This is a genomic window from Shinella sp. Sh6, assembly GCF_055392685.1.
Map to the genome: position 1 here is coordinate 75,061 of NZ_AP044006.1, position 21,825 is coordinate 96,885.

The following is a 21,825-nucleotide window of genomic DNA, read 5'->3' on the forward strand; positions in this document are numbered from 1 at the left end:
GCGAACGGCAAAGCGAGAGGCAAGGCGTTTGGCAGCATCAAGGCGACAGCATCGACCGATCCGTCGGGCGCTTTGCCTTTTCTGCACCGGATTGGCCTGTCTGCTCCTGCTGGTGGCCTCGCCCTCGATCTCCATTGCGGCCGGCATCCCGGCAAAGGCGTTTCGCTGCGGCGCGCAGAAGGCGGCGGGCCAGTCGGCAGGACTCGAAGGCCTGCAATGCCGCACGCGGATCGCCGGCGAGGCGCCGCCGCCCGGTTCCGCCGGTCTCCTGGAGCCGTTCGAAGCGGTTTCCGCCCTTCCGGCGAAAGCCGGCGCCGTGCCCGCTTCGGCTTCCGTCCACAGGATCGACACGCGGCGCCCGGCAACGGCGGGCGCGCGGGCGCCTCCGGTGTGGCGGATACCTGCCTGACGGCTGCGCCGCCTTGTCGGTCGCGCGCAGCCTTCCCCGATGCCGGCCTGCCGGATGAGAGAAGTTCTGACGTTCGAAAGCGATCGACCCAACGATGACAGGTGAAGCGATTCTGGTGCTGCTGGTGTGCCTCCCCTTTGCGGGAAGCCTTGCCGCGACCATCCTTTTGCGCACGGATTCCCGCGTTCTCGCGGCCCGCATAGCCGGCGCGGTGACGCTTGCCAGCCTCGTGATGACGGCCATGCTCTACCCCGCCGTCCGGGGCGGCGCCAAGGTGCGGCTCGATCTCGAATGGCTGCCGCAGCTCGGGCTGAACGTCACCCTGCGCATGGACGGATTCGCCTGGCTCTTCGCCATGCTCGTCACCGGCATCGGCTGCCTCGTCGTGCTCTATGCCCGCTACTACATGTCGGAGGAGGACCCGGTCCCGCGCTTCTTCTCCTTCCTGCTCGCCTTCATGGGTTCGATGCTCGGCATCGTGCTTTCCGGCAACGTCATCCTGCTCTCGGTGTTCTGGGAGCTGACGAGCATCTTCTCGTTCCTCCTCATCAGCTACTGGCACAACAATGCCGCCGCGCGCGACGGCGCGCGCATGGCGCTGACGATCACCGGCATCGGCGGCTTCTGCCTGCTGGCCGGCTTTCTGGTGCTCGGCCATATCGTCGGCAGCTACGATCTCGACGTCATCCTTTCGTCCGGCGATACGATCAAGGCCCATCCGCTCTACCTGACGACGCTCGTCCTCATCCTCGTCGGCGCGCTAACGAAGAGCGCGCAGGTGCCCTTCCATTTCTGGCTACCCAACGCCATGGCCGCGCCGACGCCGGTTTCGGCCTATCTCCATTCGGCGACCATGGTGAAGGCCGGCGTCTTCCTGCTCGTGCGGCTCTGGCCGGCGCTGTCGGGCACCTACGAATGGTTCATGCTGGTGGGCATCGCCGGCACCTGCACCTTGCTGCTCGGCGCCTATTTCGCCATGTTCCAGCAGGACCTGAAGGGCCTGCTCGCCTATTCGACGATCAGCCATCTCGGCCTTATCACGACGCTGCTCAGCCTCGGCAGCCCGCTGGCGGCGGTCGCGGCGATCTTCCACATGATGAACCACGCGACCTTCAAGGCCTCGCTCTTCATGGCCGCCGGCATCATCGACCACGAGACCGGCACGCGCGACATGCGGCGATTGAGCGGCCTCTTCAAATACCTGCCGATCACCGGCACGCTCGCCATGGTGGCGAGCGCGGCGATGGCGGGCGTGCCGCTGCTCAACGGGTTCATCTCCAAGGAGATGTTCTTCGCCGAGGCGGTGGAGACCCATGCCGATTCCGTGCTCGACCGCATGCTGCCCTATGTGGCGACGCTCGCCGGCGCCTTCTCCGTCGCCTATTCGATCCGCTTCATCCACGTCGTCTTCTTCGGCCCGCCGCCGACGGACCTGCCCAAGCCCAAGCCGCACGAGCCGCCGCACTGGATGCGCTTTCCCATCGAATTCCTGGTCTTCGCCTGCCTCGTCGTCGGCATCGTGCCGAGCCTGTCGATCGGCCCGTTCCTGCATTCGGCCGTCCTGTCGGTGCTCGGCCCGCGCACGCCCGAATACAGCCTCGCCATCTGGCACGGGGTCAACACGCCGCTGGTCATGAGCGTGATCGCGCTGATCGGCGGGGCCGCGCTCTATGCCTTCCTCAAGGATTATCTCGCGCGGTGCGACGACGGGCCGCCGCTCTTCCGCCATCTCGTCGGCCAGCGCATCTTCGAGCGCGTGCTGGTCACCGTCTCGTGGAAATGGGCGCGCTGGCTGGAAAGCCGTCTCGGTACCCGCAATCTGCAGCCGCAGCTTCGCCTCGTCACGGCGGCGGGCCTGCTTGCGGGCGTGATTCCGCTCTATATCGCCGGTTTCTCGCCCAAGCCGCCAGTCCTCGGCGAGGTCGACCCGATCTTCGCGGTCGTCTGGTGCATCGGCGCGTTCTGCGCGCTCGGGGCGGCCTATCAGGCGAAGTACCACCGGCTTGCCGCGCTCGTCCTGCTCGGCGGGGCGGGCATCACCACCTGCATCACCTTCGTCTGGCTGTCGGCGCCGGATCTTGCCATCACGCAGCTCGTCGTGGAGATCGTCACGACCGTGCTGCTGCTGCTCGGCCTGCGCTGGCTGCCCAAGCGCTCCGTGAAGGTGGACGATTCCGTGGCGCTCGCCGCGCGCGGCCGCCGCTTCCGCGACTTCCTGCTCGCCATTTCCTGCGGCTTCGGCATGTTCCTCTTCTCCTACGCGATCATGAAGCAGCCGGTGCCCGACGCCATCGCCAGCTATTTCCTCGAAAAGGCCTATACGGAGGGCGGCGGGCGCAACGTGGTCAACGTCATCCTCGTCGATTTCCGCGGCTTCGACACGTTCGGCGAGATCGCGGTCCTCGCCATCGTCGCGCTCACGGTCTTCGCGCTGCTGCGCCGCTTCCGGCCGGCGGCGGACAGCATCGAGAAGCCCGAGCAGCAGCGCATCCAGAACGCCTATGACGCGGCGGCCCCGGAGCGCTCGGCGGGCGATACGGTGCGCGACTACCTTCTGGTGCCCTCCGTTATCATGCAGTGGATGTTCCCGGTCGTCGTCACCTTTGCGATCTACCTCTTCCTGCGCGGGCATGACCTGCCGGGCGGCGGCTTTGCCGGCGGCGTCACCATGGCGATCGCCTTCCTGCTGCAATATCTCGCCGGCGGCGTGCGCTGGGCGGAGGACAGGCTGCGCATCCTGCCGCTGCGCTGGATGGGCTTCGGCCTCGTCGTGGCCGCGGCCACCGGCATGGGGGCCTGGGCCTTCGGCTATCCGTTCCTGACGACCCATTCGCAATATATGGAACTGCCCTTCATCGGCAAGGTGCCGGCGGCCAGCGCGCTCCTCTTCGATCTCGGCGTGTTCTCGCTGGTGGTCGGCGCGACGGTGCTGATCCTCATCGCGCTCGCCCACCAGTCCATCCGCGTGCATCGCGTGCGCGGCCTCGAAGCGCCCAAGGCGGAGGAGGCCTGATGGAACTCGTCCTATCGATCGGCATCGGCATCATGACGGGCTCCGGCGTCTGGCTCATCCTGCGCCCGCGCACCTATCAGGTCATCGTCGGGCTCTCGCTGCTCTCCTATGCGGTCAACCTCTTCATCTTCGCCGTCGGCGGCGTGAAGTCGGATGCCGCGCCGCTCCTGGAGGAGGGCGTCGCCGTTTCCACCATGACCGACCCCGTGCCGCACGCACTGGTGCTGACGGCCATCGTCATCGGCTTTGCCACGACCGCGCTCTTCCTCGTGGTGCTGCTCGCGGCCCGCGGCCTTACCGGCACGGACCATGTCGACGGCAGGGAGCAGCCGAAATGAGCGGGTGGCAGCAGCATCTCATCATCGCGCCTATCGTCATCCCGCTCGTCGCGGGCGCGCTTCTCCTGTTCTTCGACGAGCGCGAACGCGTGCTCAAGGCGATGATCAGCCTCGTGTCGTGCCTTGCGCTCGCCGCCGTCGCCATCAGCCTGTTCCGGCTTGCCGGCGGCGCGGAGGGCTTCGAGGGCGTCTACCTCCTCGGCAACTGGCCGGCGCCCTTCGGCATCGTGCTGGTGGTGGACCGGCTCTCGGCGCTGATGCTCGTCCTCGCCTCGATCCTCGCCATCCCGACATTGGTTTATGCGCTTGCCCGCTGGCACGCCGCGGGCGCGCATTTCCACTCGCTGTTCCAGTTCCTGCTGATGGGCCTCAACGGCGCGTTCCTGACGGGCGACCTCTTCAACCTCTTCGTCTTCTTCGAGGTGATGCTGGCGGCCTCCTACGGCCTCTTGATGCACGGCTCCGGCTCCATGCGCGTCAAGGCGGGCATGCATTACATTGCCGTCAACCTTGCCGCCGCGCTCTGCTTCCTCATCGGCGTCAGCGCCATCTACGGCTCGGCCGGCACGCTCAACATGGCCGACCTTGCGGTGCGCATCGGCGAGATCGAGGGCGAGCGGCGCATGCTCTTGGAGGCGGGCGCCGGCATCCTCGGCATCGTCTTCCTCATCAAGGCGGGCATGTGGCCCCTGAACTTCTGGCTGCCGGGCGCCTATAGCGCGGCGACAGCGCCCGTCGCCGGCATCTTCGCCATCATGAGCAAGGTCGGCATCTACGTCATCCTGCGCCTGTCGCTGCTCGTCTTCGGACAGGGGGCCTCCGCCGGCCTCGGCCTCAACGTGCTGCTCTACGGCGGCATGGCGACCATCGCCTTCGGCACGATCGGCGTTCTGGCCTCGCAGGCGCTCGGACGGCTTGCGAGCTATTCGGTGCTCGTCTCCTCCGGCACGCTGCTGGCCGTCCTCGGCCTCAACAACGGCGTGGTGACGGCGGGCGCGCTCTTCTACATGGTCAGCTCCACGCTGACGATCGGCGCGTTCTTCCTGCTCATCGAGCTGGTCGAGCGCGGGCAGGATGCCGGCGCCTCGGTCCTCGCCGTGACGATGGAAGCCTATGGCGATGCCGACGAGGAGGAGGAAGAGGTCGAGGTGGGCGTCACCATGCCCGGCACCATCGCTGTGCTCGGCACCTGCTTTGCCGCCTGCGGCATCCTCCTGTCAGGCCTGCCGCCGCTTTCCGGCTTCGTGGCGAAGTTCGCCATGCTCACGGGCATGATCGGCACGGGCGTTACGGGCGAGGGGCCGATCCCGGCCTCCGTCTGGTGGATCGTCGCCCTCCTCATCCTGTCGGGGCTCGCCGCGCTCATCTCGATGACCCGCGCCGGCATCCGCACCTTCTGGGCCTCGATGGAGGGCACGGTGCCGCGCGTGCTCGTCATGGAAATGGCGCCGGTCATGCTGCTGATCGCCCTGACGCTGGCGCTCACCGTCAAGGCCGGCCCGGCAATGACCTATATGGAGGAAACGGTCCGCAACCTGCATGAGCCCGCCGCCTATATCGATGCGGTCATGAACGCACGGCGCGCCGGCGTTGCCGAGCCGAGCGGGCCGGACGGCGGGGGAGGGATCTGACATGCTGCCCTATCCGCTGCTTTCCGCCTCGCTCGTCCTGATGTGGCTTGCGCTCAACGGCTTCACGCTCGGCCATCTCCTCCTCGGCTGCATCGTCTCGGTCTTTGCCTCCTGGGGCATGGCGGCGCTGCGCCCCGCCGAGCCGCACTTCGGCAAATGGTATCTCCTGCCGAAGCTCTTCGCCGTCGTGCTCTACGATATCGTGCTCTCCAACATCGCCGTGGTCTGGCTGATCGTCACCGGCGGGCGGCGTGAGCGAAGATCCGGCTTCGTCACCGTGCCGCTCGACCTTGAGAACCCCATCGGGCTGGCGGTGCTCGCCGTCGTGGTGACGAGCACGCCGGGCACGGCCTGGCTCGAATACAATTCGGTGCGCCGGACGGTGCTGATCCACGTCCTCGACCTCGTCGACGAGGCGGAGTGGCAGCACCTGATCAAGACGCGCTACGAGGCGCTGCTGATGGAGATCTTCCGATGAGCCACACGATCCTCCTCTGGTCCGTCGCCTTCGCGCAGGTGTGCCTCGCCATTGCCATGGCGCTTGCGGCGCTGCGGATGTTCCGGGGCCCGCGTGCCCAGGACCGGGTGCTCGCGCTCGACACGCTCTACGTCAATTCCATGCTGCTGCTGATGGTGTTCGGCATCCGCACCGGCAAGACGATCTATTTCGAGGCCTCGCTGGTCATCGGCATGCTCGGCTTCGTGGCGACCGTGGCGCTCGCCAAATTCCTCATGCGCGGGGAGGTGATCGAATGAGCACGATGGAACATGCCGGCGACCTGCCGGGCTGGGTGGCCCTTCTCGTCTCCGCCTTCCTCGTGATCGGCGCGGGGCTGACGCTCGTCGGCACGATCGGCTTTGCCCGCCTGCCGACCTTCTACGAGCGCATCCACGCCCCGACGCTCGGCACGAGCTGGGGAACGGGCGGCATCGTCATGGCGTCGATGATCTTCTTCACGGTGCTTTCGACCCGGCCCGTCGTGCACGAGATCCTCATCGGCATCTTCGTGACCGTCACCACGCCGGTGACGCTGATGCTGCTCGCCCGCGCCGCCCTCCACCGGGATCGCTCGGAGGGCAATCCGAACGTGCCGGCCGAAGCGCCTGCTGAGGATCCCGTTCCCGGCGAGTGACGCTTTCCCGCGAATTTTTTTGCGCCGGCCGCGACCCCTCGCGGCCGGGCGAAACGGTGGCTCGAAGCGGGATCGTCACGAGGATTCTGCTGTCCTCCAAAGACATTGTTAACCTTCATTTCCTAACCATCTACGCATCCCTATCGGCAATGATCGTCGAGTTTGCAGGTTCATGCGTATTTCCAGAACAAACTTCTATCCCATCCTTGAGACCGAAGGGGAAAACGACGAAAGCGCGTCGTATTACTCCTATGAAAACAATGATTTGCCCGAAGAGGCCATAGAGGCCCCGGTCTGGCATGCCGAAGGCGAGGCCGTCGCCAACGACGAAGCCTACCGGCCGCGCTTCCGCTCGCCGGCGCTGCGCAGCTACGATCCCGGCCAATATGCCGACGGAAGCTGGGAGAGCCATTTCTACATGGCCCCGAACGTGCGCTTCACCCGCACGCCCGACAAGATCGCCGCAAGGATCGAAGAGGCCGCGGCCGAAGAAGGCATGACGGCCGAGCAGCCCGTCGCCGAGCAGCCGGCCGCGTGGCAGGAGCCGGAGGCCCAACCCTCGCAGCCCCCGCAGCTTTCGCAGGCGGAACTGCTCCAGCGCCTGCGCGAGGCTCTGGACGACCGCCGCCGCCGCTTCGAGGCGCAGCAGCAGGCCGCCGTTGCCGCGCCGGTCGATCCTGTGCCGCAGTTCGTTCAGGCGGTCGTTTCCGCGGCGCGCAACACCGTGCCCGCCGACGCGCCCGTCGCCTACAAGCCGGCCGTGCCGCCGCAGATGCCGGCCGCGGCGCCGAAGCCCCTGCCGGTGCTCCAGCCCGTCGCAAAGGCAGACGCGCGCACCACGGTCAGCCGCTTCGCCAATCTGTCCGACCATGCCTTCTTCGAGACGATGGTTCCGGACGCGGTTGCAAGTGACCTGCCGGCAAGGCCAGCGGTCACCGTCATGCGCATGCCGCTGCCCACTCCCGCGCCGGCCGCAATCGCCGCGCCCGTCCTTCCGGTCGCGGCAGCGCCGAAGGCCGAGAAGCGTGAGGAACCGTCCTCCATCGCCTCGCTCTTCCGCGTCGTCGATTGCCGTCCGCCGGTCGCGCGTGCGGCCGTCGCGGAGCCGGTCGTCGCCGTTCCCGAGGTGGCGGTCGAGCCCGCCGCCGAAACGCCCGTCGCCGAGCCGGTGCCGGCCGTCGTCGAGAGCAAGCCGGCTCCCGCGGTCGCCGTTGCCGAGCCCGTTCGCGAAACGCCGTCCTCGGTGCTGTCGCGCGCCCGTCCCTTCCAGGTGACGATGGCGACGCCCTCCGGCGATACCTACGAATATCCGCCGCGCGAACTGCTGCAGGAACCGCCGCGCACGGTCGGCTTTGTGCTGACGCAGGAGCAGCTCGAGCAGAATGCCGGCCTTCTCGAAAGCGTGCTGGAGGATTTCGGCGTGCGCGGCGAGATCATCCATGTCCGCCCCGGCCCCGTCGTCACGCTCTACGAATTCGAGCCGGCGCCGGGCGTGAAGTCCTCGCGCGTCATCGGCCTTGCGGACGACATCGCCCGCTCCATGTCGGCGCTCTCGGCTCGCGTCGCGGTCGTGCCGGGCCGCAACGTCATCGGCATCGAGCTGCCGAACGCCACGCGCGAGACGGTCTATTTCCGCGAGATGATCGAGAGCCAGGATTTCGCCCGGACCGGATTCAAGCTGCCGATCTGCCTCGGCAAGACCATCGGTGGCGAGCCCGTCATCGCCGAGCTTGCGAAGATGCCGCACCTGCTCGTCGCCGGCACGACCGGCTCGGGCAAGTCCGTCGCCATCAACACCATGATCCTGTCGCTGCTCTACCGCTTCCGCCCGGAAGAGTGCCGCCTGATCATGGTCGATCCGAAGATGCTGGAACTGTCGATCTACGACGGCATCCCGCACCTCCTCACCCCCGTCGTCACCGATCCGAAGAAGGCCGTCATGGCGCTGAAATGGGCGGTGCGCGAGATGGAAGACCGCTACAGGAAGATGTCGCGCCTCGGCGTGCGCAACATCGACGGCTACAACAACCGCGTCGCCGCCGCGCGCGACAAGGGCGAGACGATCTCGATCAGCGTCCAGACCGGCTTCGACAAGGGAACCGGCGAGGCGATCAACGAGGAACAGGAACTTTCCCTCGAGCCGATGCCCTATATCGTCGTCATCGTCGACGAGATGGCCGACCTGATGATGGTCGCCGGCAAGGAGATCGAAGGGGCGATCCAGCGGCTTGCCCAGATGGCCCGTGCCGCCGGCATCCACCTGATCATGGCAACGCAGCGTCCCTCGGTCGACGTCATCACCGGCACGATCAAGGCGAATTTCCCCACGCGCATCTCCTTCCAGGTGACGTCGAAGATCGACAGCCGCACCATTCTCGGCGAGCAGGGTGCCGAACAGCTTCTCGGCCAGGGCGACATGCTGCACATGGCCGGCGGCGGGCGCATCGCACGCGTCCACGGTCCCTTCGTCTCCGACGAGGAGGTCGAGAAGGTCGTGCTGCACCTGAAGGCCCAGGGCCGGCCGGAATATCTGGAGACGGTGACGGCGGACGAGGAGGAAGAGGAAGACGAGAAGCAGGCGGCCGTGTTCGACAAGGGCGACGTGGCGGCCGAGGACGGCGACGATCTCTACGAGAAGGCCGTCAAGGTCGTCATGCGCGACCGCAAGTGCTCGACCTCCTACATCCAGCGGCGCCTCGCCGTCGGCTACAACCGCGCGGCATCCCTCGTCGAGCGCATGGAGAAGGAGGGTCTTGTCGGCCCCGCCAACCATGTCGGCAAGCGTGAGATCGTCAGCGGCGAGCGCGGCAGCTTCCAGCAGCCGGATGCCGGCGACGACGACTGAGACGGTCGTCCGCGGCGATTGCCCGATCAACGGGCAATTGTCCTACTTATTTGAATTGGATGGTTTTTTCCGGTCCGGCGCGCGAAAGCGGGCCGGATTTTTACCCTGTCCACGAGAAATTTCCGCTTGCTGCTCCATTTAATCGATTTGGCTTGCGGCGGGCTCCGTGAGCCCTGTTGCATATGGCGGACGATGTGTGAATAGTGCCGCCAATGCCGCGAAATCTGCGGCCAAGGAGGACAGGAATGGCATTGATCACCATGCGGCAACTGCTCGATCACGCAGCGGAGAACGACTATGCGCTGCCCGCATTCAACGTCAACAATCTGGAATATGTCCAGGCGGTGATGCGTGCGGCGGATGCGACGGATTCGCCGGTGATCCTCCAGGCAAGCCGCGGTGCGCGCTCCTATGCGGGCGATGCGTTCCTGCGTCACCTCATCCTCGGCGCCGCCGAGGAATATCCGCATATCCCGGTCTGCCTGCACCTCGACCACGGCGACCAGCCCTCCACCTGCATTTCCGCCATCACCAACGGCTTCACCTCCGTCATGATGGACGGCTCGCTGCTCGCCGACGGCAAGACGGTTGCGAGCTACGATTACAATGTCGGCGTGACGGCGGAAGTGGTGAAGATCGCCCATGCTGCCGGCGTCTCGGTCGAAGGCGAGCTTGGCTGTCTCGGCAACCTGGAAACGGGCGCCGGCGACAAGGAGGACGGCCACGGCTTCGAGGGCAAGCTCTCGCGCGAGGAACTCCTGACCGATCCGGACCAGGCGCTCGACTTCGTCACCAGGACGGGCGTGGATGCACTCGCCGTCGCCATCGGCACCAGCCACGGCGCCTACAAGTTCACCCGCGCGCCGGACGGCGAGATCCTGTCGATCGAGACGATCGCCAAGATCCACGCCAAGCTGCCGAACACGCACCTCGTCATGCACGGCTCCTCCTCGGTGCCGCAGGACCTCCAGGACCTCTTCACCGCCTATGGCGGCGAGATGAAGCAGACCTGGGGCGTGCCGGTCGCCGAAATCCAGAAGGGCATCCCGCTCGGCGTGCGCAAGGTCAATATCGACACGGACCTGCGCCTTGCCATGACCGGCTCGATCCGCAAGAACTTCAAGGAAAAGCCGGACAATTTCGACCCGCGCAATTACCTGAAGCCGGCCACCGCGCGCATGATGGAAGTCTGCAAGGAGCGCTTCGAGGCCTTCCGCACCGCCGGCAAGGCATCCAGCATCCGCGTCAAGCGCCTGCCCGACATGGCGAAGTTCTACGCCGCGCAATAAGCGCCGTCGGCAGCCTCCGTTTCCTCCCGGCCCCGCCGGGAGGCCCCTGCCTTTTTCTCATGGCCCGGCGGCAGGAATCCGTTGCGGGCAACCGTCCCTCCTCGTAAAAGATGGCGACCCGGACGCGTCGGCGCTCCGGTAGAAGGCGATCGAGCGAGGACGACATGAGCGTGGAACAGGCCCTGACAATCGCAGACCTCAAGGAACAGGCGCGCCGCCGCGTGCCGAAAATGTTCTTCGACTATGCCGATTCCGGTGCCTGGACCGAAGGCACATACCGCTCCAACGAAGACGACTTCCACAAGATCAAGCTGCGCCAGCGCGTGCTCGTCGACATGACGAACAGGTCGCTGGCAAGCGAGATGATCGGTGAGACGGTTTCCATGCCCATCGCGCTGTCGCCGACGGGTCTCACGGGCATGCAGCACGCCGACGGCGAGATGCTCGCCGCGCAGGCGGCCGAGGAGGCGGGCGTGCCCTTCACGCTGTCGACGATGAGCATCTGCTCCATCGAGGACGTGCGCTCCGTCACCACGAGGCCCTTCTGGTTCCAGCTTTACGTGATGCGCGACAAGGATTTCGTGCGCAACCTCATCGGCCGCGCCAAGGCGGCCGGCTGCTCGGCGCTGATCCTGACGCTCGACCTCCAGATCCTCGGCCAGCGCCACAAGGACCTGCGCAACGGCCTTTCCGCCCCGCCAAAATTCACGCCGAAGCACATCTGGCAGATGGCGACGCGGCCCTTCTGGTGCCTCGACATGCTCGGCACGAAGCGCCGCAGCTTCGGCAACATCGTCGGCCACGCCAAGGGCGTGACGGACCTCTCCTCGCTTTCGTCCTGGACGGCCGAGCAGTTCGATCCGCAGCTTTCGTGGAAAGACATCGAATGGATCCGGGACCTGTGGGGCGGCAAGCTGATCCTCAAGGGCATCCTCGACGAGGAGGACGCCCGCATGTCGCTGGAGAGCGGCGCGGACGCCGTCATCGTCTCAAACCACGGCGGCCGCCAGCTTGACGGCGCGCCGTCCTCGATCAGCATGCTGCCGCGCATCGTCGATGCGGTCGGCGATCGGATGGAAGTCCATCTCGATGGCGGTATCCGCTCCGGCCAGGACGTGCTGAAGGCGCTCTGCTACGGCGCCAAGGGCACCCATATCGGCCGCCCCTTCCTCTACGGCCTCGGCGCCGGCGGCAAGGCCGGCGTGCGACGTGCCATCGAGATCATCCGCAAGGAGCTCGACACGACCATGGCGCTCTGCGGCGAGCGCGACGTGAAGAACCTCTCGCGCAACAACCTGCACAAGGACGTGTGAGGCCGTTTACACGATCTCGCCGTAAAGCGTGCGTTCAAGGGCGGTCACTTCGCTGGCGAAGCGGCGGTATTCGGCGCGCTTGAGGGCGAGGAAGACGTGGTGCAGGCGCTCGCCGAGGGCGTCCTTCAGGAAGGAAGAGCAGGTCGCCGTCTCGATGGCGCTGCGCCAGTCGGGCGGCAGGTCGTCGCTCGCGGTTTCGGCATAGGCGGTCGTCTCGGGGCCGGGATCGGCCTTTGCGAGGATGCCTTTGCGCATGCCGGCGAGCACCGTCGCGCCGACGAGGTAGGGATTGGAATCGATGCCGGCGGCGCGCTGTTCGAGATGGCGGCCGGCGGGCGCGCCTGTCGGAATGCGCACGGCGACGCTGCGGTTGTTGGTGCCCCAGGTCGGCGTGGTCGGGGCATAGCTCTGGGCCGAGAAGCGCCGCCAGGAATTGAGATGCGGGGCGAAGACGAGCATGGATTCGTGCATCGTCTCGAGAAGCCCGGCGACGGCGTTTTTCAGCAGCGGGGCAAGCGTTTCATCCCGGTCGGCGAAGAGGTTGTTGCCGTCCGCGTCGGCAAGGCTGGCATGAACGTGCATGCCGGAGCCCGCGCGGCCGGCGAAGGGCTTCGCCATGAACGAGGCCATCATGCCGTGGCGCAGGGCAAGGGCGCGCAGGAGGCGCTTCAGCATGGCGAGGTCGTCGGCGGCCCGCAGCGCATCGCCGTGGCGCAGCGTCAGCTCGAACTGGCCTTGTGCATATTCCGATATCATTGTCTCGACGGGCAGGCCCTGCGCCTCCGCGCCGCGATAGACGGCGTCGATGAAGGGCTCCAGCCGGTCGAGTTCGCTGACGCCGTAGACCTGGATGCCCTCCGGCCGTTCGCCGGAGAGCGGCAGGCGCAGCGGCTGGAAATTGCCGTCCGCGGTGCGCTCGCGGTCGAGAAGGTAGAATTCCAGCTCGTAGGCGAGGATCGGGTGGAAGCCGTCGCTCTCAAGGCGGTTCACCTGCCGGGCGAGCGCATGGCGCGGATCGGCCGCCATCGGCGTGCCGTCGAGCTCGAAAAGGGCAAGCCGCACCTCGCCGCGCGGCGGCGACGTCCACGGCAAGGGCACGAGCGAACCGGGTATGGGCCATGCCCGCCGGTCCGCATCGCCGTCCGACCAGACGAGGCCGGTCTCCTCCACGTCCTCGCCGGTGACGTCGAGGCCGAGGATGGAGCCTGGAAGATGCCGCCCGGAGCGGAAGATCGCCAGCAATTCGTGCCGCCGGACGATCTTGCCGCGGGCGATGCCGTTGAGGTCGATCAGCACGAGGTCGAAGGCGCTGATCTCCGGATGGGCGGCAAGAAAGGCCTCCGCCTCGGCGATGCCGGCGGCTTCGGGCGGACGGGCGGCAAGGTCGCGGCTCACGCGGCGGCCCTCCGCTCGGAAAGGCGGCCGAGGACGGTCGCGAAGGCCGCGACGAGCCCGTCGGCCTGGCTCTCAGAAAGGGCGGGGCTGACGAGCACCATGTTGTGGAACGGCGTCAGCAGGTAGCCGAGATTGAGCATGGAAAGATGCAGCGCCGCCTCGATCGTGTCGGAGGCGGCCGCGCGGGCCTCGGCGGCGTTCCTGACCGGCACGGGCGAGAAGACGACCTCCAGCCGCGCGCCGACGCGCGAGACGGTCCAGTCGAGCCCGGCGGCGGCGATGGCGGCGGTGAAGCCGGCCTCGATGCGGTCGGCATTGGCCTGCATCCTGCCGTAGGCCTCCTCGGTCATCACCTGTTCGAGGCAGGCGCGCAGGCAGGCAAGTTGCAGCGCGCTGCCGGAAAGCGTCGTGCCGATGCCGGAATGGCCGTGGCCGCTCTGCTCGCGGCGGATGACGTGCAGCCGGTCGGAGATCGCCTGCGTCATGCCCCAGACGCTGACCGGAACGCCGCCGCCGATCGGCTTGCCCATGACCATGAAGTCGGGTTCGAGCCCATGCACCGCCGTATAACCGCCGAGGCCCGTGGAGATCGTATGCGTCTCGTCGATGAGGAGCAGCGTGCCGGCGGCCCGCGTCAGCCGGCGCAGCGCGTCGTGGAAGCCGGGCGCGGGCGGGATCATGCCGCAATTGGTCATCACCGGCTCGGCGAGCACGCAGGCGATGTCGTGGCCGGCGAGCGCCTTTTCCAGCGCCGTTTCGTCGTTGAAGGGAATGGAAACGGTGAGTTCGCCGAGGTCGCGGACCTGGCCGAGCAGGTTGCGGCGCGAGACGGTCCTGCCGTCGACAAGATCGACCAGCGTGTCGTCCACCGCGCCGTGGTAGCAACCGTCGAAGACCAGCAGCTTCGCCCGGCCGGTGACGGCGCGCGCGACGCGGATGGCGAAACGGTTGGCATCGCTCGCCGTCGCGCCGAGCTGCCAGCGCGGCAGGCCGAAGCGTTCAACCAGCAGGCGGCCGACGACGGCGGCGTCCGAAGAGGGCAGCATGGTGGTGAGGCCGCGCGTGCCGGCATTCCTCAGCGCTTCAAGGACCGGCGCGGGGCCATGGCCGAACATCGCACCCGTATCGCCGAGGCAGACGTCGACGATGCGGTTGCCGTCGAGATCGACGAGCTCGGCCCCGCTTGCCTGATCGACGACGAGGGGAAAGGGCGTTGGCCAGTCGAGCATCCAGTGCTGCGGCACGCCGTCGAAGAAGCCGGAGGTCGCCTCGTCATGTGCGGCTGCCGAGCGCGGCCGTTTTGCGCGGAAAACCTCCGCCTCCGCCTCGATCAGCGCGCGGGCGCGCGCCTCCAGCTTCTCCCTCTCCATCCCGTTCTCCAGCCGCTCCCCAAAATGTGATCACATATTGGTTGATGTGATTTCAAGTGTCAAACGGCAAGATGGCCTACAGCGAGCCGACGATGCGCAGCCAGTCGTGCACCGTGGCGGCGGCCCTCCGTTCCGCCGAACCGCGGGCGAGGGGTTTCCTGGCGTCCAGGCCGCGCACCTCGCTCGGGCTCATGGCGAATTGCTGGCGGAAGGCGCGCGAGAAGGCGGAGATATCGGCAAAGCCGCAGGCATAGGCGACCTCGCCCACCGTCCGCTTGCCGTCGTCGACGAGCATGTCGAAGGCCGCGCGCAGACGGCGCGTGCGGATGTGGTCGGTGACGCCGCCGAACGGCTCGAAAAGCCGGTAGAGCGAGGCGCGGGAGAGGCCGAAGACCTTGCAGAGATGATCGGGGTCGAGATCGGGCCGGGCGATGTTCTGCTCGATATAGCGCCGGATTTCCATGATGGCCGCGCCGCGCACGGTCGGCGAGGGCTGGCTGCGCGCGGCGACCTGCGGCGCGATGAGCGTGGCGACGAGATTGGCCGTGGCGGTGACGATCGCCGGGGCTTCGGCCTGGCTGATATCCGCCAGGTCCTCGAAAAGGGTGCGCAGATGGTTGCCGATCAGCCGGGCCGGACTGGTGGAGCGCTTGAGCAGGAGGCCATGCAGGGCATCGTTCTGCGCCTCCCTGCTGAAAAGCAGGTGGCGGGGCAGGACGAGCGTGAGGTTGCGGCAATGCGGCGTTTCCGCATGGAGCGGGCGCGAAAGGTCGAAGAAGGAGACGTCGCCCGCCTCCACCAGCACCGTCTCGTTGCCGATGGTGCGCAGGTCGCTGCCTTCAAGCGTCACCTGCACGAAGATGAGGTCGAGCCCGCTGCGCGCGATGCGGCCGGGATCCCGTGAGAACGTATAGGTCGTGCCCACCATGTCGGCGGCGAAGAACAGCGCGGGACCCATGAAATAGGAGGAAAGGCGGGTGCGGAAGTCGGCGAGCCGCTCCGGCGTCTGCACCGTCGCGCGGAAGATCGGGTCGAGCGTCTCGGCAAAAAGCTGGCTCCGGCGCCTGCATTCGGGGCCGGCTTCCACGACGATGGCGTTCGAGGGCAACTTGTCTTCGGTGCTCATGGCGCTCGCGATGTTCGAAAGAGACACATGACCGATTCAAGGGGTGAAAAGGCCAGAAGTTCCCGGGCATCTGCCCGGCTGCCGGGCAGGTATGTCTTTGCACTCTGTATCATTCTTTTGACGCCTCGTCTCATATTGAGGCATCGGGCGCGCCTTGCGATTGACAGGCGAAGCCGGCTGTAACCCCATGGAAAATAATGGGTCCATTCGGATCCGCGGCGCGGCGGAAAGGCGTCGGATAGGGGCATGGCAGGCATGGATCAGGTTGCATTCGACGGCGGTTCGGTGGGGTTCCGGGTGTCGCCGGACGAATTTCTTCGCGCGCCGCAATTTGCGGCCGCGCGGGACGAAGTGATCGAAGGAAAGTTGTCGCTCTATGAAGGCAGCCATCTGTTCAACCGGCTGATCCTGGAAGAGGGCCGCCTGCTGTGCCATCTCGCAGCCCTGTCGCTCCATGCCGCGCAGGACATGGCAAAGCCCGCGACCTGGCTGACGCTGGGCCGCCTGCAGCGCGAGGTGACGGAGCTGGGGGTTGCAAGCCGCAACCGGGTGGAGGCGCAGGTCTCCTGTCTTCGCAGGTACGGTTTCCTCACGCAGCAACCCCACGCCTCGGATCGCCGCGTCCGTCTCCTCGTGCCCAACGAGGCGCTGCTTGCACGCGATGCCGGTGTCCTGGGCGTGCTTTTGAACGGGCTTGCGCTTTTCGGCCTGTCGCCGCCCGCCGGGCAGCCGGGCGCGCCGGATGCGACGCTGCACAGGGCGCTGCGGCGCGCGACGCTGCCGCGTCTTCCCGCCCTCAGCCGGCTGATCCGCCGCCATCTGCCGCTTGCGCCCTTCTTTGCCCATGACTGCGGCTACATGATCCTGCTGCTCCTCCTGCGCGGCGCCCGGCAGAACGGTGATGGTGGGATCGCGACGGGATACCAGTGGCTCGCCATGCAGACGGGCGTGTCGCGCACTCATGTACGCCGCCTTCTGGAGGCCGCGAGGAGCGCGGGCCTGCTGACGATGGAAACGCGCGGCGGCCATGACATAAGGCTGGCGCCGGCGATGTGGCAGGCGGCGGACCGCTGGTTTGCCGATCAGTTCGCCTTCATGGACCTCCTGCTGCGCGAGGCGCTTGCCGCCTAGCCGGCGGCCGATCCTTGCCCGCCGCCAGCCGGTCCGTCTGGAACAGGAAGTCCGCCGGGAAATGCTTGAGGAGGAACGCCGCCGAGGCGGCGGCGATCCGGAAGGTCGGGATCTGGTCCGGTATGTCGATCATCCGCGCCGTATCGCCCGGCCGGGCGTCAGCGGACGCCGGACTCGACGATGCCCCTGGTCAGGCTTCCCGTCGCCGGATAGAGCGGGATCAGGCAGGCCTGAAGCGCATGGTAAAGGTCGCCCTTGCCGGCGAACAGGGTGTAGCTCGGGACAAGGTCTTCCGTCAGTTCCTCATGCCAGCCGCCGCGATCCTGATCGAGGAAATGGCGGGCGATGCCGTCCCAGATCCTGCGATACCACGTCTCGTGGAAATCGTCCGGCAGGTGTTCGCACAGGAATGCGGCAGCGCCCGCGCCTTCGGCCATGGGCCACCAGAGCTTGTTGCGCTTGGCCGGTTCGTCGTTCCAGTCGAGCGTATAGAAGAAGCCGCCCTTCTCCTTGTCCCAGCCAAGTGCGATCGACTGGGCGAAGAGCGCCTTCGCCGCCTCCGGCATCCATGCGTGCCTGCCGCCGCTGAGCGCGTGGAGCTGAAGGATGAGGCGGGCCCATTCCAGCCAGTGGCCGGGCGTGGTGCCGGATGGGCGGAACATTTCGTTGCCCTGGTAGTCCTTGTCGAGCACCCAGTTCTCATCGAAATGCTCCGGCACGCGGAAGCCGTTTTCGCCGGCGCGACGGCGGATGATGAGATCGGCGATGCTGACGGCCTTGTCGAGATAGCCCTTCTCGCCGGTCGCCTCGTAGGCGGCCATCAGCGCCTCGGTGAGATGCATGTTGGAGTTCTGCCCGCAGTAGCCCGGAACGGGCGTCCAGTCGGCTTCGAATTCCTCGGCGATGGCACCGTGCCTGTCGTCCCAGAAACGGGTTTCCAGGACGTCGGTGACGTCGGCGATCATGCGGTCGGCGTCCGGATGGCCCGCGACCTTGGCGCTGGAGGCGGCGAGCAGCACGAAGGCGTGGCCGTAGCCCTGCTTGCTGGCGTCGAGCAGGCCGGCATTGTCGAGCGACCAGTGGTAGCCGCCGCGCTCATGGTCGCGGTGCTTCTCCCAGAGATATTTCATGCCGTGGTCGACGATATCGTCGGAGCCCGGGCGGCCGAGCAGGCTGCCGATGGAAAAGCAATGCACCATGCGCGCCGTGGAATGGATGCCGCGCACCGGATTGCCCGGATTGATCGGCCGGCCTTCGGCATCCAGTTCATGGAAGCCGCCGAGCGGATTGAAGGTCCGGTTCTGGAAGAAATCGAAGAGGCGGTTTGCCTCCCGCCAGAGCCATTGGCGGTGATAGTCGCGCTTGCGCCAGGCCGTGCCGAGATGTCCCGTTGCGCCCATGTTGGGGGTCTCCTTTTGTAAGCGGTCCGCATTGCCTGCCCGATGGGGACCGGCCGGAGCGTGGGAAACGATGCCGTGGCGCGGGGATGCGCACGGCCCGCAACGCTCGCAATGACGGCTGGCCTCGGACGGGCGGGGAGGGGATTTATGGCCCAGAACGATCGGCCCCGCAACCCGCCGCACCCTGCGCGGCGGCATCCGCGTGCGTCGGGGGCCTTCATGGCGGGAAGTGTGAAAGGCCAGTTCATCATTGTGGCGAAAATGAGAAAAAATATCCTACCAATCTTATAGGGAAAATGTATAAATGATCGAAAGAACGGCGGAATGACACTCCGCCCGCAGAGCCGGAGACCGGCCTGCCAGCAAGGGATGATGGCATGAGCAATGCGAAACTCGGCGGCCACTCCAGCCACGGTTGCCTCGGTCCTGCCGGCAACCGCAGGACCCGCCGCGCCGAACGGCAGGTTCTCGTCAACAACATCGCCGTCGTCGGCGCCTTCCTCTTCGTCAGCGCCGTCGTCCTCGGCTTCATCGGCTGACACATCAAACCGTAGACAGCAAGGAAATCGCGTGCTTCGCAGGCTTTTCGGCCACGAAGCTCCCGGAGCGGGGGCGTTTCGCCGGCCAGCCTGAACGCCTGCCCACCATGTAGGCCTTACGAGGCCATCCTATGACGGGCAGGCCGCAGGTTACATCAGCATCAACTTGTCGTTCAGCGCCATCCAGCCGCCCGGTTCCCGGATCAGGGCAGCAGTGTCGTGCTTGCCGAAGATGCGGGTGAAGCTGCGCTTGGTGAATATCTCGTAGAACATCGCCGAGGCGGGGCCGACCGGGCCGGCGCGGCTGCTCAGCACGCTGGAGATCACCGTTTCCTGGTAGGCGCGCCAGTGGACTTCCATCGCCGTGCGGGCGACGAGCTTGCTCAGCGTCACCTTGATGCCGAGCTTGGCCACCGTCGTGGCGACGCTGGTGGCAAGGCCGACAGCGGGGATCGGGATGGCGGCGCCTGCAAGGCCCACGCCGCGCACGCCGATCTTGGCGACCTTCGCCTTGAGCATCGCGTCGACCCAGCGCGTGACCGTCTCGCTCTTCTTGAAGCCCTTGCCGGCCGCCTTGATGCCGACGAGGTGAGCCGCGGTGGTGCCGACGGCGCTGCCTTCCTTGAGGATGCTGCCGACGTCGACCGCCGTCACGCCCGAAGCAAGGCCGCCCGCGAGGCTGACGGCGCTGCCGCCGAGGCCCTTGAAGGTGCGGCCGGTGAAGTATTTGCGCGTTCTCGGCGACATGCCGTCATGGCCGTTGGCCAGGAAGGCGGGATTCGGAATGATCTTCTCATCGGCGTCCGTCGCGCCATAGGCCTCGCGCAGAAAATGCACGACGGCAACGATGCTGGCGGCGGTATCGTCCATGTCCGCGATGGATTCGACGACACACCAGCACACGTCCTCGGCGTCATCCTTGTCCAGAGCGCCAAAATTGAAACTGCTCGGCACGATCTTCTCCCCCCTGTTTGCGAGAAGCCCCAAGCGGCAACGCTCCGGTCATGCCGACCGGCGGCCGCTTTACCTCGTTGTTTTCGCTGGATTTGCGCAGCGTCGCGTGATTCCCCTGCAACGGCCCAAGGCCCGCATGGAGGCTACTTCAAAGTCCGTGGAATTGACAGAGGCAAGTCGCGTTACGGCTGCATTTTTCGCAGCTAGAGCAACCGCCGGACCACCAGCACCGTGATGTCGTCGAATTGCGCCGCGCCGTTGGCAAAGTCCTGCGCCTTGGCAAGCACGGCGCGGGCGAGCTCACCGGCCGGAAGGCCGCGGTTCACGGCGATTTCCGCAAGGATGTTCTCCGTGCCGAACTGGGCCTGATCGGCGTCCTGCATGTCGGAAAGGCCGTCGGACGTCAGGAAAAGGCAGTCCCCGACGGCAAGGACAAGCTCGTGGTCGCGGAAATCCAGTCCCTCGATGACGCCGAGCGCCGGATCGGGCTGTGTCGCCAGTTCCGCGACGGAGGCCGCGTTGCTGAGGATCGGATAGACGTGGCCGGCATTGCAATAGGACAGGCGGCCGGTCGAAAGCTCGTAGAAGGCGAGGAAGAGCGTGACGAAGCGGGATTGCGGGTTGTTCTTATTGAGCTCGTCATTGACGAGGGCGACGATCTCGGAGGGGCGCGGCACGCGGCCGGAAACGGCGTGGAACTGCAGCGTGCCGGCGCGCAGGAGGCTGCGCGTGCGGGCCATGAACAGCGCGGCCGAGGCACCCTTGCCGGCGACGTCGCCGATCGCCAGTGCGATGAGGCCGGGTGCCACCTCGAAGACGTCATAGAGATCGCCGCCCACCTCGAGCGCCGGATCGACGCTGGCGAAGATGTCGAGCTGTCCGGGATCGACCGGAAAATCGCTCGGCAGCATGGATTGCTGGCAGAGCCAGGCTTCGGCGAGCTCCTGCTCGAGCCGTTCGAGTTGGCGCCGGTTCATGTCGCGCAGGAGCTTTCGCTCCAGCACCGCACCGACACGGGCGGCCAGCAGCGCCGGGTTGAACGGCTTGGGCAGGTAGTCTTCGGCGCCGAGCTCGATGCAGCGCACCACGGTCTCGATTTCCGATGCGGCGGAGATCATCACGACCGAGGAGGTCCGCAGCCAGCCTTCCTCCTTCAGGGCCTGCAACGCATCGATGCCGTTCATGCGCGGCATCATTACGTCGAGCAGGATGAGGTCGAAGGGCTCGGCGCGGACCTTGTCGAGTGCTTCGAGGCCGTCGCTTGCCTCCTGGACGTGGACGAGCCCCTGCCGCCGCAGGCGGCGCGCAAGCACATCGCGGTTGTCCTCGACATCGTCGACGATGAGGATTTTCGCCTGTGAGAAATCCAAGGAGGGCCTCGTGATTGCTATGCGGAAGCGGTGCTCCGCCCCGCACGTTACGCCAAACGCGCTTTGTTGCAAGACGCCGGAGCGTCTAGCGTCCGTTGATCGACAGCATGCCGGTGACGGGATCGATCGCGGTGTTGAAGACCACCGCCTCGCTGGAGGACTCGGTTTCGAGCAGCGCGTTGATCTGGAAGCGCAGTACGCGCTCGACCTGGTTCTCCGGAACGATCAGCGCGACGGAGAGCTCGCGGAAGCGCGGCTCGAAGCGGCGGATGACTTCTTCGAGGTGCTTGCGGAACTGCTCCTGCTGCGTTGGGGAGGCGAGGTGCTGGCTTTGCACCTCCTGCAGGCCGTAGGAGAGGATCGACTGCTGAAGCTCCGCCAGCCGGGTATCGCCGGGCAGGCGGCCGGGGCGGGTGTTGAAGAGGATTTCGAGGTCGCGGCGCACGGATTCATGCAGTTCCTGCATGGCGCGGTCGACGCTGCGATCCGTTTCGATGCTGTCGCCCTGCAGCAGCCGGTCGAAAAGCGGCAGGCGGGGCGGGACCTTGTTGGGGGTGCGGGCCATGGCT

19 protein-coding genes are annotated in these 21,825 nt (G+C 66.6%); 12 read left to right on the top strand and 7 right to left on the bottom strand.

Annotation, left to right across the window (positions count from 1 at the left end; genetic code table 11):
- Nucleotides 1–91 precede the first annotated feature (91 nt).
- The 10 genes from ACZ5TO_RS18720 to ACZ5TO_RS18765 all read left to right on the top strand — a co-directional run bounded on the left by ACZ5TO_RS18720 (nucleotide 92) and on the right by ACZ5TO_RS18765 (nucleotide 11,971).
- The gene (locus ACZ5TO_RS18720; RefSeq protein ID WP_184140913.1) at nucleotides 92–409 is read left to right on the top strand and encodes a hypothetical protein; all 318 of its coding nucleotides are present in this window, start codon (nucleotides 92–94) and stop codon (nucleotides 407–409) included.
- A 94-nt stretch (nucleotides 410–503) separates the two neighbouring features.
- Nucleotides 504–3,422 (top strand): monovalent cation/H+ antiporter subunit A, encoded by a 2,919-nt coding sequence (locus ACZ5TO_RS18725; protein ID WP_464800770.1) that lies wholly within the window; start codon nucleotides 504–506, stop codon nucleotides 3,420–3,422.
- Entirely contained in the window at nucleotides 3,422–3,760 is a 339-nt protein-coding gene (locus ACZ5TO_RS18730; RefSeq protein WP_184140917.1) for a Na+/H+ antiporter subunit C, read from the top strand. Before ACZ5TO_RS18725 ends, ACZ5TO_RS18730 begins: the two co-directional genes overlap by 1 nt.
- Nucleotides 3,757–5,391 carry a monovalent cation/H+ antiporter subunit D gene (locus tag ACZ5TO_RS18735; RefSeq protein ID WP_184140919.1) on the top strand — a complete coding sequence of 545 codons (1,635 nt, stop codon included), beginning with the start codon at nucleotides 3,757–3,759 and terminating at the stop codon, nucleotides 5,389–5,391. Before ACZ5TO_RS18730 ends, ACZ5TO_RS18735 begins: the two co-directional genes overlap by 4 nt.
- A 1-nt stretch (nucleotide 5,392) precedes the next feature.
- Nucleotides 5,393–5,869 carry a Na+/H+ antiporter subunit E gene (locus tag ACZ5TO_RS18740; protein WP_184140921.1) on the top strand — a complete coding sequence of 159 codons (477 nt, stop codon included), beginning with the start codon at nucleotides 5,393–5,395 and terminating at the stop codon, nucleotides 5,867–5,869.
- Complete coding sequence (locus tag ACZ5TO_RS18745; RefSeq protein ID WP_184140923.1) at nucleotides 5,866–6,147, top strand: K+/H+ antiporter subunit F; 282 nt, start codon at nucleotides 5,866–5,868, stop codon at nucleotides 6,145–6,147. The genes ACZ5TO_RS18740 and ACZ5TO_RS18745 overlap by 4 nt, the downstream gene beginning before the upstream one ends.
- A gap of 5 nt (nucleotides 6,148–6,152) precedes the next feature.
- Nucleotides 6,153–6,524 carry a monovalent cation/H(+) antiporter subunit G gene (gene mnhG, locus ACZ5TO_RS18750; protein ID WP_184141323.1) on the top strand — a complete coding sequence of 124 codons (372 nt, stop codon included), beginning with the start codon at nucleotides 6,153–6,155 and terminating at the stop codon, nucleotides 6,522–6,524.
- A 172-nt stretch (nucleotides 6,525–6,696) separates the two neighbouring features.
- Nucleotides 6,697–9,369, top strand: coding sequence for a DNA translocase FtsK (locus tag ACZ5TO_RS18755; protein ID WP_464800771.1), 2,673 nt, complete (start codon nucleotides 6,697–6,699; stop codon nucleotides 9,367–9,369).
- A gap of 245 nt (nucleotides 9,370–9,614) precedes the next feature.
- Nucleotides 9,615–10,658 carry a class II fructose-bisphosphate aldolase gene (gene fba / locus ACZ5TO_RS18760; RefSeq protein WP_464800772.1) on the top strand — a complete coding sequence of 348 codons (1,044 nt, stop codon included), beginning with the start codon at nucleotides 9,615–9,617 and terminating at the stop codon, nucleotides 10,656–10,658.
- A gap of 164 nt (nucleotides 10,659–10,822) precedes the next feature.
- Complete coding sequence (locus ACZ5TO_RS18765) at nucleotides 10,823–11,971, top strand: alpha-hydroxy acid oxidase (RefSeq protein WP_464800773.1); 1,149 nt, start codon at nucleotides 10,823–10,825, stop codon at nucleotides 11,969–11,971.
- A 6-nt stretch (nucleotides 11,972–11,977) separates the two neighbouring features.
- Here ACZ5TO_RS18765 and ACZ5TO_RS18770 read toward each other — a convergent pair whose 3' ends face one another.
- The 3 genes from ACZ5TO_RS18770 to ACZ5TO_RS18780 all read right to left on the bottom strand — a co-directional run bounded on the left by ACZ5TO_RS18770 (nucleotide 11,978) and on the right by ACZ5TO_RS18780 (nucleotide 15,862).
- The gene (locus ACZ5TO_RS18770; protein ID WP_464800774.1) at nucleotides 11,978–13,366 is read right to left on the bottom strand and encodes a glutamine synthetase family protein; all 1,389 of its coding nucleotides are present in this window, start codon (nucleotides 13,364–13,366) and stop codon (nucleotides 11,978–11,980) included.
- On the bottom strand, nucleotides 13,363–14,736 hold the full coding sequence (locus ACZ5TO_RS18775) for an aspartate aminotransferase family protein (protein ID WP_464800775.1): 1,374 nt from the start codon (nucleotides 14,734–14,736) through the stop codon (nucleotides 13,363–13,365). Before ACZ5TO_RS18775 ends, ACZ5TO_RS18770 begins: the two co-directional genes overlap by 4 nt.
- 76 nt (nucleotides 14,737–14,812) lie before the next feature.
- Nucleotides 14,813–15,862: a helix-turn-helix domain-containing protein gene (locus ACZ5TO_RS18780; protein WP_464800776.1), complete on the bottom strand. Its 1,050-nt coding sequence runs from the start codon at nucleotides 15,860–15,862 to the stop codon at nucleotides 14,813–14,815.
- A 255-nt stretch (nucleotides 15,863–16,117) separates the two neighbouring features.
- Between ACZ5TO_RS18780 and ACZ5TO_RS18785 the strand changes: the two genes are divergently transcribed.
- Nucleotides 16,118–16,993, top strand: coding sequence for a hypothetical protein (locus ACZ5TO_RS18785; protein WP_464800777.1), 876 nt, complete (start codon nucleotides 16,118–16,120; stop codon nucleotides 16,991–16,993).
- A 158-nt stretch (nucleotides 16,994–17,151) separates the two neighbouring features.
- Here ACZ5TO_RS18785 and ACZ5TO_RS18790 read toward each other — a convergent pair whose 3' ends face one another.
- A complete protein-coding gene (locus ACZ5TO_RS18790) occupies nucleotides 17,152–18,393 on the bottom strand; it encodes an AGE family epimerase/isomerase (protein WP_464800778.1) in 1,242 nt (413 codons plus the stop codon).
- 377 nt (nucleotides 18,394–18,770) lie between these two features.
- Between ACZ5TO_RS18790 and ACZ5TO_RS18795 the strand changes: the two genes are divergently transcribed.
- The gene (locus ACZ5TO_RS18795; protein ID WP_464800779.1) at nucleotides 18,771–18,932 is read left to right on the top strand and encodes a hypothetical protein; all 162 of its coding nucleotides are present in this window, start codon (nucleotides 18,771–18,773) and stop codon (nucleotides 18,930–18,932) included.
- Between the two features lie 150 nt (nucleotides 18,933–19,082).
- Here ACZ5TO_RS18795 and ACZ5TO_RS18800 read toward each other — a convergent pair whose 3' ends face one another.
- The 3 genes from ACZ5TO_RS18800 to tssE all read right to left on the bottom strand — a co-directional run bounded on the left by ACZ5TO_RS18800 (nucleotide 19,083) and on the right by tssE (nucleotide 21,821).
- Complete coding sequence (locus ACZ5TO_RS18800) at nucleotides 19,083–19,886, bottom strand: hypothetical protein (RefSeq protein WP_184140942.1); 804 nt, start codon at nucleotides 19,884–19,886, stop codon at nucleotides 19,083–19,085.
- A gap of 203 nt (nucleotides 19,887–20,089) precedes the next feature.
- Nucleotides 20,090–21,256 (bottom strand): PP2C family protein-serine/threonine phosphatase, encoded by a 1,167-nt coding sequence (locus ACZ5TO_RS18805; RefSeq protein ID WP_464800780.1) that lies wholly within the window; start codon nucleotides 21,254–21,256, stop codon nucleotides 20,090–20,092.
- Between the two features lie 85 nt (nucleotides 21,257–21,341).
- Nucleotides 21,342–21,821, bottom strand: coding sequence for a type VI secretion system baseplate subunit TssE (gene tssE, locus ACZ5TO_RS18810; RefSeq protein ID WP_184140946.1), 480 nt, complete (start codon nucleotides 21,819–21,821; stop codon nucleotides 21,342–21,344).
- Between the last annotated feature and the right edge of the window lie 4 nt (nucleotides 21,822–21,825).